This window comes from Thalassospira sp. B30-1 (genome assembly GCF_015767575.1).
Taxonomy (GTDB): domain Bacteria; phylum Pseudomonadota; class Alphaproteobacteria; order Rhodospirillales; family Thalassospiraceae; genus Thalassospira; species Thalassospira xiamenensis.
Window position 1 is genome coordinate 2,032,301 of the sequence record NZ_CP065232.1, and the last position, 12,439, is coordinate 2,044,739.

Annotated in this window: 10 protein-coding genes and 1 riboswitch; of the genes, 8 read left to right on the forward strand and 2 right to left on the reverse strand. The window is 52.2% G+C overall.

Annotated features, from left to right (window positions below; translation table 11 throughout):
* Positions 1-102: 102 nt before the first annotated feature.
* From IT971_RS09860 to ribB, 7 genes are all read left to right on the forward strand, one after another.
* The gene (locus tag IT971_RS09860) at positions 103-711 is read left to right on the forward strand and encodes a DUF2497 domain-containing protein (RefSeq protein ID WP_007089650.1); all 609 of its coding nucleotides are present in this window, start codon (positions 103-105) and stop codon (positions 709-711) included.
* Positions 712-800: 89 nt separating this feature from the next.
* Complete coding sequence (locus IT971_RS09865) at positions 801-3,467, forward strand: valine--tRNA ligase (protein ID WP_063094071.1); 2,667 nt, start codon at positions 801-803, stop codon at positions 3,465-3,467.
* Positions 3,468-3,654: 187 nt separating this feature from the next.
* The gene (gene pabB, locus IT971_RS09870) at positions 3,655-5,052 is read left to right on the forward strand and encodes an aminodeoxychorismate synthase component I (RefSeq protein WP_063094073.1); all 1,398 of its coding nucleotides are present in this window, start codon (positions 3,655-3,657) and stop codon (positions 5,050-5,052) included.
* 54 nt (positions 5,053-5,106) lie between these two features.
* Positions 5,107-5,700 carry an aminodeoxychorismate/anthranilate synthase component II gene (locus tag IT971_RS09875; RefSeq protein WP_063094075.1) on the forward strand — a complete coding sequence of 198 codons (594 nt, stop codon included), beginning with the start codon at positions 5,107-5,109 and terminating at the stop codon, positions 5,698-5,700.
* On the forward strand, positions 5,697-6,563 hold the full coding sequence (locus tag IT971_RS09880) for an aminotransferase class IV (RefSeq protein WP_063094077.1): 867 nt from the start codon (positions 5,697-5,699) through the stop codon (positions 6,561-6,563). Before IT971_RS09875 ends, IT971_RS09880 begins: the two co-directional genes overlap by 4 nt.
* A 57-nt stretch (positions 6,564-6,620) precedes the next feature.
* Entirely contained in the window at positions 6,621-7,898 is a 1,278-nt protein-coding gene (locus IT971_RS09885) for an EAL domain-containing protein (RefSeq protein WP_063094079.1), read from the forward strand.
* Positions 7,899-8,030: 132 nt separating this feature from the next.
* A riboswitch (FMN riboswitch) is annotated at positions 8,031-8,181 on the forward strand.
* 119 nt (positions 8,182-8,300) lie between these two features.
* Positions 8,301-8,969 (forward strand): 3,4-dihydroxy-2-butanone-4-phosphate synthase, encoded by a 669-nt coding sequence (gene ribB / locus IT971_RS09890; protein WP_007089643.1) that lies wholly within the window; start codon positions 8,301-8,303, stop codon positions 8,967-8,969.
* Positions 8,970-9,171: 202 nt separating this feature from the next.
* Here the strand turns inward: ribB and xth are convergent, their stop codons facing one another.
* Both xth and erpA read right to left on the reverse strand, forming a co-directional pair.
* Positions 9,172-9,999, reverse strand: coding sequence for an exodeoxyribonuclease III (gene xth / locus IT971_RS09895; protein ID WP_082822696.1), 828 nt, complete (start codon positions 9,997-9,999; stop codon positions 9,172-9,174).
* Between the two features lie 76 nt (positions 10,000-10,075).
* A complete protein-coding gene (erpA, locus tag IT971_RS09900) occupies positions 10,076-10,417 on the reverse strand; it encodes an iron-sulfur cluster insertion protein ErpA (protein WP_007089641.1) in 342 nt (113 codons plus the stop codon).
* Positions 10,418-10,686: 269 nt separating this feature from the next.
* On the opposite strand from erpA, the gene argS reads away from it, so the two are divergent.
* Complete coding sequence (gene argS / locus IT971_RS09905; RefSeq protein ID WP_063094081.1) at positions 10,687-12,438, forward strand: arginine--tRNA ligase; 1,752 nt, start codon at positions 10,687-10,689, stop codon at positions 12,436-12,438.
* Position 12,439: the final 1 nt, after the last annotated feature.

Here is a 12,439-nt window from a genome sequence, read left to right on the forward strand (position 1 = left end):
GACAGGGCCTTTAGGCCCTGTCAGGCCTTGGGGAAGGGTCGGTTCGGTAATGAAATCTAGTGCGGAAGATAAAAAATGAGTGACGGGCAACAAGAACCTTCAATGGAGGACATCCTCCAGTCCATCCGCAAGATTCTTGCTGATGAAGGGGATGATGACAAGAAACAGGCCGCTCCTGAACCAGAACCGATGCCGGAACCAGAGCCCGAACCGGAAATTGAAGAAGAGATCGACGAGCTCGAACTTGATGAAGAGCCCGAAGAACTTGAATTCGATGAAGAACCGGAAGAGCTTGAGCTTGACGAGCCCGAGGAAGAGCTCGAACTCGACGATATGCTCGATTTCGATGAAACCCCGGAAGAAGACGAATTCGAAGAACCTGAACCCGATCTGATGGATGACTTCGACGAACCGGAACCCGAACCGGCAATGCCTACGGTCTACGAGGACGACGAAGATGACGAGCCGCTGATTTCCCGTGCTACCGAAAACACGGCAACCGGAACCATCTCGGATTTGGCGCAAGCCGTTGCAAAGAAACGTGCCGTCGCCCTTGGCCTTAACGCTGGTCATATCACGCTTGAAGACCTTGTGCGCGATATGCTGCGTCCGTTGCTTAAGGAATGGCTTGACGAAAACCTTCCCTATATGATCGAACGCCTTGTGAAAAAGGAAATCGAGCGGATTGTGAACCGCGCCGAAGACCTGTAGGCGAGCCGAAATATGATTTACAGCGGCGCGCCAACGGTGCGCCGCTTTTTCTTTGTACAGTGATAAAACCCGCAGCGGATCAAAAGACCATGTTGGAGAAGACATACAGCCCGGCCGACGTTGAAGGCAGACTTTACGATAAATGGGAAAAATCGGGGGCGTTTGCCGCCGATCCGGCATCAGGTGCAAATCCCTATGTCATCATGATGCCGCCGCCCAACGTAACCGGCAGCCTCCATATGGGGCATGCACTGACCTTTACGCTTCAGGATATTCTGGTGCGCTATAACCGGATGTCGGGCAAGGATACGCTGTGGCAGCCCGGTACCGACCATGCCGGTATCGCGACACAGATGGTCGTTGAACGCCAGCTTGGCGAACAAAACGTGACGCGTCATGACCTTGGCCGCGAAAAGTTCATAGAAAAAGTTTGGGAATGGAAAGAAAAATCCGGCGGCACGATCACCAATCAGCTTCGCCGTCTTGGCGCATCGCCCGATTGGCCACGTGAACGCTTTACCATGGACGATGGTCTGTCGGCTGCTGTTCGCAAGGTATTCGTTACCCTGCACAAACAGGGACTTATTTACCGTGACAAGCGTCTGGTCAACTGGGACCCGAAACTTCTGACCGCGATTTCCGATCTTGAAGTCGTTCAGAAAGAAGTCAAAGGCCATTACTGGCACTTCAAATACCCGATTGAGGGCAAGGAAGGCGAGTTCATCACCGTTGCGACCACGCGTCCGGAAACCATGCTGGGTGATACCGGTGTTGCGGTTCATCCTGATGATGAACGTTACAAGGATCTGATTGGTCAGTACTGCATTCTGCCAATCGTGGGACGCCGCATCAAAATCGTTGCCGATGAATATGCCGATCCTGAAAAGGGATCGGGCGCCGTTAAAATCACCCCAGCGCATGATTTCAACGACTTTGAAGTCGGCAAACGCAATGATCTCGAAAAAATCAACATCATGGATGATCATGCGCGCATCAATGATGACGCGCCGGAAGAATATCGTGGTCTGGATCGGTTCAAGGCACGCGAACTGATCGTTGCCAAAATGGAAGAACTCGGTCTGCTGGAAAAGATCGAAGACACCGTTCACATGGTGCCATATGGTGACCGGTCAAACGTCGTGATCGAGCCGTACCTGACCGATCAGTGGTTCGTGAATGCCGAAGTTCTGGCCAAACCGGCGACCGAGGCAGTTGAAGACGGTCGTATCAAATTTGTGCCCAAAAACTGGGAAAACACCTATTTTGAATGGATGCGCAATATCCAGCCATGGTGCATATCGCGTCAGCTTTGGTGGGGACATCGCATTCCGGCATGGTTCGGTCCGGACGGTGAAATATTTGTCGAGGAAACCGAAGAAGAAGCATTGGCCGCAGCCAAAGCGCATTTCGGCAAGGATGTTGAACTTACCCAGGAAACCGACGTTCTTGATACGTGGTTCTCATCGGCATTATGGCCATTCTCGACCCTTGGCTGGCCGGATAAAACGCCGGAACTTGATAAATATTATCCGGGCGATGTGCTGGTTACCGGTTTTGACATCATCTTCTTCTGGGTTGCCCGCATGATCATGATGGGCATGCATTTCATGGACGGTAAAGTTCCGTTCAAGGATGTCTATATCCATGCGCTGGTCCGTGACGAACATGGTCAGAAGATGTCGAAATCCAAGGGCAACGTAATTGATCCGCTGGAACTGATTGACGAATATGGCTGTGACGCGCTGCGTCTGACCCTGACGGCACTGGCGGCTCAGGGCCGCGATATCAAGCTTGCAGCGTCCCGCGTTGAAGGTTACCGCAACTTCGCGACCAAGCTTTGGAATGCGGCACGTTTCGCTGAAATGAACGAATGCAAACCGGTCGACGGGTTCAATCCTGCCAATGTCAGTTCGACACTGGCGCGCTGGATTGTCGGTAAGACCGCCGAGGCGGCAAAAACCGTTTCATCGGGCATCGAAAGCTATCGTTTCAATGATGCCGCGAACGGTGCTTATCAGTTTGTCTGGGGCACTTTCTGCGACTGGTATCTGGAACTTGCAAAACCGGTCCTTATGGGCCAGGACGAAGACGCCAAAGCCGAAATCCGGGCTGTGACTGCATGGGTTCTGGATCAGATTCTTTTGATCCTGCACCCGATCATGCCCTATATCACCGAAGAACTTTGGGAAAAGTCGGCTGATAATCGTGCGACGCTTCTGATGTCGCAGGCTTATCCGAAATTCGACGATGCACTGATTGACCGTGCCGCCGAAGATGAAATCGATCTTGCCATCCGCCTGATCGGTAATATTCGTGGTGTTCGTTCCGAAATGAACGTACCGCCTGCGGCTGAGGTTCCGATCTATCTGGTCGATGCATCCGATGCAATGAAGGCAGCCGTATCCGCGCAGGAAGCCCAGGTTAAACGTCTGGCACGTGTGGCTGTGGTTGAATTCAAAGGGCAGGGCGATGTTGAAGCCATCGCCAAAGGGGCCATTCAGACCGTCGTTGACGGTGTAACCGTCTTCGTTTCGGTTGCCGATTTCATCGATGTCGTGGCCGAAAAGTCGCGCCTTGAGAAGGAAATCGACGGCAAAACCAAATATATCAAGGGTCAGGAAGGCAAATTGTCGAACGAAAGTTTCGTCAGCCGTGCGCCTGAACATATTGTCGCGACCGAAAAAGCCAAGCTTGAAGAAGCGCGCGATACCCTTGCCAAACTTCAGGAAGCTCACGCCCGCATCGCGGCGATGTAATTCCGGTTGTTGTGATCACGTCAAAGGGCCAGTCCATCGGATTGGCCCTTTTGCGTTTCATTCACTCTGATCTTTGACGAATTTTGAAATTCATCCTCGCCAGAGTTATAGAATCGCATAAATTGGCGACCAACCGTTATCTCGCGATCTGACGCAACTTTATCCCGATGATGGGCCGAACCGTAAAATGCTGATTGAAGAATGCCCTTATATCGAACCGCTTGATGCCTACGGTGCCTTTGCCGGGTTCGCAGACAGTCATTTTCTTGATTCCGGTGACCGGGACCGCTTTGCTTATGTTGTTGCATCGCCGTTGCATAAACTGACTGCCAAGAATGGGCAGGTGAAGCTTGACGGTTTTCCCGTTCCCGGTGATCCCTTCGCGGTTCTTGCCGATCTGATGGAGCGCTATCGCGTGGAAGCCGGTCCGGATTTACCCCCGTTTCAGGGAGGGGCTGTCGGTTATTTCGGTTATGAGCTTGCCCAACAGCTCGAAACGCTTCCCCAAGCTCCGCAGGATTGGCTCAACATGCCCGACATGGCGGTTGGCATCTATGACCTTGTCATCGCATTCGATCAACTTGATCGCCGCATGTGGCTTATTTCGACGGGGATTCCCGAAACATCGCCGACTGCACGGAAAAAACGTGCGGCTGATCGCATCGGGATTATTCGTAAGTACCTTCGGTTTGCACGGCCAATGCTTGAAACGCCCGAAATTCCTCATACGCCAGATATCATGCCGTGGCAGTCGAATTTTGATCGTGTCGGCTACGAAGGTGCCGTGCAGACCGTCGTTGATTACATCCATGCCGGGGATATTTTTCAGGCTAACCTGTCGCAAAGTTTCCGGGCCGAATATGCTTATGATGTCATTCCCAAACGGTTTGACCTTTATCGCCGCCTCAGCCTTGCCAGTCCGGCACCATTCGGGGCCTTCCTGAATTTTGGCGATGTGGCAGTCCTGTCCAATTCGCCCGAGCGGTTTCTGAAGGTCGCGGATGGGCAGGTGGAAACCAGACCGATCAAGGGCACACGCAGGCGCGGGGCCATGCCTGTAGAGGATGCCGAACTCGCACAGGAATTGATGTTATCTGCGAAAGATCGCGCAGAAAATATTATGATTGTTGATCTTCTGCGTAACGATTTATCGAAAGTATGCAAGCCGCATAGCGTAAAGACGCCGCAGATTTGTACGCTTGAGAGTTATGCAAATGTCCATCATTTGGTTTCGACTGTGACCGGGGAATTGCTGGATGGCAAGTCTGCTGTCGATTTGCTAGCAGCCTGTTTCCCGGGCGGTTCGATTACAGGCGCACCAAAAATCCGCGCAATGGAAATCATTACCGAACTTGAAGGATCGACGCGTGGTGCGTATTGCGGAGCAATCGGCTTTATCGGCTTTAATGGCAGCATGGATACCAATATTGCGATCCGAAGCATTTGTGTAAATGGCGGTCGCATGGCGTTCAATGTAGGTGGTGGAATCGTCGCCGATAGCATTCCCGCTGCTGAATATGATGAGACGCTGGTCAAGGCCGCCAAGATATTCGAAGCATTGGGGATCCGGCCCTATGCGGTGTAAGATGGTTGACCTTATGCATTATCATCAACGCACTCATGGACGGATCGGGTTGAAATGATCCTGCTGATCGACAATTACGATTCCTTTGTTTTCAATCTGGCGCGCTATTTCGTGGAGCTTGGACAGAAGGTTGATGTCGTGCGCAATGATCGGATTGATGTTGATGAAGTACGTCGGTTGAATCCCGATGCCATCGTCTTTTCCCCCGGACCATGCGGCCCGGATGAAGCGGGAAACAGTATCGACCTGATTACCAAATTATCCGGCGATTACCCGATGCTGGGGGTCTGCCTGGGGCATCAGTCGATTGCGCGGGCATTTGGTGGCGTCGTAAAGCGCGCAAACCGGCCGGTACATGGCATGACATCGGCAATTGATCACAATGGTTCGGCACTGTTTAACGGTATCAAATCTCCGCTGATGGTAACGCGCTATCACTCTCTGGTTGTTGATCTTCCGCTGGATGGCACTTTGGTTCAGACCGCGACGGGACCGGACGGCGAAATCATGGCTTTTGCACATCGGGATCTGCCGATCTTTGGTGTCCAATTCCATCCCGAAGCCGTCTTGACCGAGCAGGGACATGATTTGTTGTCTAACTTCCTTGCCATTGCCGGTGCGACCGTTCCGCGAAAGGCTGCGTCGTGACGAAAGTCTGGCTTAATGGCAATATCATTGGTCAGACGGATGCGCATATTGCCGTCACGGATCGGGGATTGCTGTTGGGAGATGGTTTTTTTGAAACCATGCGGGCCCATAAAGGCAGGGTTGCCTGGCTTGATCGGCATCTTGATCGTCTGACCAGCCATGCCGAATTAATCGGGCTTGATCCGATATTATTGCCAAATGCCCAAACAATTGCCCAGGCTATCGCATCGCTTTGTATGGAACTCGGTGGGAATGAAGCGGTTATCCGCCTGACCGTTACGCGTGGTAGCGGCCCGCGCGGGTTGTTACCACCCCAGGATTGCCACCCCACGGTTCTGATAACGGCGTCTCCCTTTGCCAAAGCGGCAAAGGATGAGGGATTGATCCTTGCGACGTCAAAACGGGTTCGGCGCAATCCGTGGTCGATTGCAGGCAAGGTCAAAAGCCTTAACTATCTCGACAATATAGCGGCGCGACAGGAAGTCGCCGCTTGTGGCGCGGAAGAGGCACTCGTTCTTTCTGTTGATGGTTCTGTCGCGGAAACAACAATCGCCAACCTGTTCGGGATTCGTGACAACACGTTTTATACTGCACCTGCCAATTGCGGAATTCTTGCCGGGTTGGCACGGAAATTCGTCATTGATTGGTGTCGAGATCAGGCGGTTGCCGTCCACGAGGCGTCTATCGATCTGAAAGACCTGCTGTCAATGGATTTGGTTTTTGTCTGTAACGCATTGCAGGGAATAAGGTTTGTTCGCTCGATTGATGGCGTTGCTTTTGACTTTGATCAGGCGAAACACGATCACGCTATGCAATTGGTGAGTGATTTTGAAAAATCACTATGCCTTGGTATAGATGTTTAACTAAAATTAACTTCAATCGGGCATTTTCGTTTCCCACGCCTTTTGACGGGAATGCACATGACCGCGTCTTCAACAAAATCGGAACTGACCTTAGCAAGGTTCGTTGAAAACCTGCGCAAACACGGGGCCAATGGCAAGCGGTCGATTGTTGCAATTTTGAATATCCCCGTATCCTTGCGCCTTGAACCGCAGGATTATCAGGATATTTCGCGTGATGCATTTCATCATCTGCCTGAAAAGACCCAAGAATATCGTCTTGAAAACGGTATGGTCGCTTTTATTCGTCCATCCAAATCGTTTGGTGAAACCGATACGTTTTTGACCAGTGTGACCGAAACGCTCAAGGACGTTATCCATCGACAGGGTTTGGGCGACATCCCGCAAAAGCTTTGGAACGAATTTTCCTGGCCAGAAGACCGCAAGGCAATGTTTGGTTTGTTGGGGCTTCCTGAAGAAAACCATTTTCCAAACGAAAGCCTGCAACGCTTTGATATGGCCGAAATGCTGCGTTCTGCCATCACTGATGAAGCGGTTTTCGATTCCTGTCGCCGTCAGGCTATTCTGGAATTTCACGACAGCCGTCGCGAAATCCTTGGCCATGAACTTTATTGTTCGCTGGATTATCTGCGTCACCACCATCTTGCCAGTTTCCTTCTGGAAGGCCCGGGCGAGGTTGAAATCCTGTCGCGCGTGCTTGATGAGAAGGTGATGGATGTCACCAAAAGTCTGGCCCCTCAAATGCTGCCGGATACCTTGCATCTGAATATGATGGTGCAAACGGTATTCAGTGATCGCTTTGCCGAGTTTCTGGGCTCGGAAGACAGTCGTTTTGCTGAAAATCTGGCGATTGAAATCTCGCTTGAAAATGCGATTTCAGATTGGTGGGAATTCGAAGATGCCTGCAATCTGCTGCATTCTGCTGGCGTGCGTGTGGGGCTTGATCGTATCACCTTGCCATCGCTTGAATTCCTGTCGCCTCAAAAGATCAATGTCGATTTCGTCAAGGTGATCTGGGATCAGAACATTATCGGCTCCAAACGGGCTGACGCGACAGACAGGCTTCGCGAATTTGCTTCTGTTTTTGCCGACCGCAACCTGATTCTGACCCGGTGTGACAGTCGCACGGCACTGCGCATGGGCCGAAGCCTTGGTGTGGATGCGTTTCAGGGAAGCTACATCGACGCGCTTTTGGGTAAATACCTGCATAAGGAATGTAAATCGCGTAATACCACTTCGGATCGTAAATGTGCTGTATGTCAGTGGGCACCGCGCGAATTACGCAAAAATGGTTGCGAATTTCATTTCAGGGCTGGGAAAATTCTGGCCGAGATTTGACCTTGTCGCCCTACTACCCGGCAACACAGTGTTTCCACTGACACCCTGTATAGGGGGTTTGACAACAATCTTTCCATTTTCTAAAGTGAACAAGCCTGATCATGGTGGTCAGGCATGTCGTTGAAACACGGCGCTTATTCTCAGGGCAGGGTGAAATTCCTGACCGGCGGTAATCCTGATTTCAGGGAAGCCCGCGAGCGCCTGCCAAAGCAATTTGGCAGGGTCAGCAGATCCGGTGAGATTCCGGAGCCGACGGTAACAGTCCGGATGGGAGAGGATAAAGCGTGGCGGATAACGGGGGAACCTGTTGTCGTCAGCCTATGACTGGCGTGCGGCTTTGTCGTGCGTGCAGGCCTTTCTTTTGATGCCTTGATTCGTAAGCTCCTTAAACGGAGAACCGTTATGAATCAGAGTGTTCATCAGGAACCGGAACTTTCGATATTTGGCGATCCGATTGCACGTATGGAACGTGCACTTTCGGATTTGCGCAATGGCAAGGGGGTTCTGGTTGTCGATGATGAAGATCGCGAAAATGAAGGCGATCTTATTTTTTCCGCAGAAAATCTGACCAATGAACAGATGGCGATGCTGATCCGCGATTGCAGCGGCATTGTCTGCCTGTGTCTGACCGATGAAATGGCAACTGCACTTGATTTACCGCCGATGGTTGCAAACAACACGTCGAGCATGGGAACCGGTTTTACCGTTTCCATCGAGGCAAAGGTTGGCGTGACCACCGGTGTTTCCGCTGCTGATCGCGTGACCACGGTCAAAACCGCAATTGCCGATGGAGCAAAGCCGGATGACCTTGCCCGTCCGGGGCATGTATTCCCGTTACGTGCGCGTGCAGGGGGGGTTCTGGAACGCCGCGGTCATACCGAAGGAACGGTTGATCTGATGCGTCTGGCGGGCTTTAAACCGGCAGGTGTTCTTTGCGAAGTCACCAATCCGGACGGCACAATGGCGCGTTTACCGGAACTGATTGCCTACGCACAGCAGCACGACATTGTTGTGATCAGCATCGAAGATATCGTTGCCTATCGCGGCGTTTTACAGCTTGCAGCGGAATAAATATGTCAGACAGGGACCGTCTGGGGGTGAGAGTTTAATCTGACTTTGCGCTTCTTGGGCCCTTGGCGAGCGAGTAGCCCGACAAATTTGCGCACTTGGCAAGGCTTGCTTTATGCTTTGCTCAAGCTGAAAGGCAGCAGAGTTTTTCTGCTGCCTTTTGCGTTCGATGACTTTGTCTCGCCGGGCCGCGAACGATCCTTGATCAGTCGTCGATCATGCACCAGACCGGGGTGTGATCCGATGCCTTTTCCTTGGCGCGCGGGTCGCGATCAATATCCGATGCGCTGAGCCGGTCGGCTGCGGCCGGAGTCAACAGCAGGTGATCAATGCGAAGCCCGTTATCCTTGTTCCACGCCCCCGCACGGTAATCCCACCAGCTATATTGGTGGCCCTGCGGATTGAAGGTCCGGAATGCGTCGGTGTAGCCCATATTCATCATGGTTCGCAGTTTTTTGCGTTCCACGGTCGAACATAGAACGGTTTCGTGCAGCTTGATCGGGTCGTAAACATCCGAGTCATCCGGCGCGATGTTGTAGTCACCGCCCATAACGGCGGCGTCGCCACTTTCACGGATTTTCTCAAAACGCTTGATCAGGCGATCCAGGAAGTTCAGCTTATATTCGAATTTCTCCGATCCGACCTCGCTTCCCATCGGGACGTAGATCGATGCCACACGAATCGGACGATTTCCCGATATAGTGGCTTCGATATAGCGTGCCTGTTCGTCGTTGTCATTGCCCGGCAGGCCGCGTTCGACATCTTCAATCGGGAATTTTGACAGGATCGCCACCCCATTATAGGTCTTCTGGCCGTGCAGGGCGATGTTATAGCCAAGATCCTCGATTTCCATGGCTGGGAAGCCGTCATCGACAGTTTTGGTTTCCTGAAGCAGGACAACATCGGGCTTTGCGTCGCCAAGCCATTCAAGGATATTGGGCAGGCGAGCCTTGATCGAGTTGACGTTCCAGGTGGCGATTTTCATGCGGGCCTCGATGTTCAGGATGAATTTTGCGGCTTTATGCACAGACATAACAGCATTATGTCCAAACAAAAACGGGGTCCGTGAAACACGAACCCCGTTTTATAAATCGTTTTTCCGATGCGGATCAAACTGAGAAACTGGATCCGCAACCGCAAGATGATGTTGCGTTTGGATTATTCACACGAAACGCAGCACCAACCAATTCGCGGACAAAATCGATTTCCGCACCACCGAGAAGATCGAGCGATACGTCATCAATCACCATTTTCGCGCCGTGATTTTCGAAAATGTGGTCTTCATCGGTCTTGTCGGAATCGAGCGAGAATTCATACTGAAAACCGCTACACCCGCCACCGGAAACCTGAAGACGCAACATCAGGCCCGACTTGCCATCGCTAGCAATCAGTTCCTGAATACGTTTTGCGGCACTTTCGGTCATCTGGACCTGCCGGGCAGTTTCCGTCATTCGACACTCCTTGATTGTGCTATCCCGAAATATTCCAGTTACTGGATATTCACGGGCAACCCAACGGGTATATTGACGATCATGGTGGCAACTTTAACACAGCCTGATCGCGTTCCTTAAGGGTCTATTTAGCGTGCATGGCAGAAATGTCAAAACCTGAGAGCACGGCAACCAAGCGGTTGCTTGCGTTTTGATGCGAAATGTCCCAAAACAGCCACATCAAAATGGTTGTGATAGACCATGAACGAAATTTGCAAAGACCAAAAGTGATGAATGTTTTCAGCCTGTTGAAAAGCGACATCGAGAACCAGATTCTCGCCCTTGAAAAAGACGGCGTTCTGCCCGCTGGCAGCGATACCGCACGTATCACGGTCGAACCGCCGCGCGATGCCGCGCATGGCGATGCCGCGACCAATGCCGCGATGCTGCTTTCCAAGGCTGCGGGGATGAAGCCACGTGATCTGGCAGAAAAACTTGCTGAAAAACTCAGCACGCTAGATCATATCGAACAGGTCGAGATCGCCGGGCCCGGTTTCATCAATCTGCGAATGGCCGATGATTTCTGGTTGTCGCAGATCACCGAAGTGCTTGAAAACGGCAAGACCTATGGCAACAGCAATCTTGGTGCAAACACCAAGATGAATGTCGAATATGTATCGGCCAATCCGACCGGCCCGATGCATGTCGGCCATTGCCGCGGGGCGGTTGTCGGTGATGTTCTGGCAAATCTGCTGGCCAAGGCCGGTTACGACGTGACCAAGGAATATTACATCAACGATGCCGGTGCGCAGGTCGATGTTCTGGCGCGATCCCTGCATCTGCGTTACCGCGAAGCACTTGGCGAAACCATCGATGAAATTCCGGCTGGTCTTTATCCGGGCGATTATCTGGTGGCACCGGGCAAAAAGCTTGCGGCGCGTGACGGCAACAAATGGGTCGAAGCCCCCGAGGAAAATTGGCTGGAAGAGTTCCGAGGTTTTGCCATTGTCGAGATGATGGCATTGATCAAGGAAGACTTGCGTCTTCTGGGCGTTGATCACGACGTCTTTACGTCTGAAGCCGGACTTGTTGCCGCAGGCAAGGTGCAGGCCGCGTTCGAGCATCTGGAGAAAAAGGGCGACATTTATGTCGGCGTTCTGGAACCGCCAAAAGGCAAAACGCCCGATGATTGGGAACCGCGCCCGCAGACGCTGTTCCGGGCGACTGAATTTGGTGATGATGTTGACCGCCCTCTGAAAAAGTCGGATGGCAGTTGGACCTATTTTGCGTCCGATATTGCCTATCACTTTGACAAATACGAACGTGGTTTCAACCACATGATCGATATTTTCGGTGCTGATCATGGCGGTTACGTCAAACGTATGAAAGCCGCGACCAAGGCGATTACGGGCGGCGAGGGCGACCTTGATGTCAAGCTTTGCCAATTGGTCAGCCTATTTGACAATGGTGAGCCGGTTAAAATGTCCAAACGTGCCGGAACGTTCGTGACCCTGCGTGATGTGGTTGAACGCGTTGGTAAGGATGTCGTGCGGTTCATCATGTTGACGCGCAAGAACGACGCGACGCTTGATTTTGACTTTGCCAAAGTGACCGAACAGTCCAAAGACAACCCGGTATTTTACGTTCAATACGCCCATGCCCGCGTTAATTCGGTATTCCGTCAGGCGCGCGAAGCGTTCCCTAATCAGGATTTCTCGGATGCGGCACTGGTCGGGGCCGATCTATCGGCTTTGGTGTCGGAAGATGAAAAGATGCTGGTGCGTCGGATGGCTGAATGGCCGCGCATTGTTGAACAGGCCGCCGTTGCACATGAGCCACATCGTATCGCATTCTTCCTGAGCGAAATTGCTGCCGAATTCCACGCCTTGTGGAACAAGGGGCGTGACAATACCGCATTGCGTTTCATCGTTGCCGATGATCTGGCGGTGACGCAGGCGCGCCTTGCCATGATCCGTGCTGCCGCATTGGTTATTGCGTCCGGTCTTGATGTCTTGGGCGTTGCCCCGCTCGAGGAGATGTAAT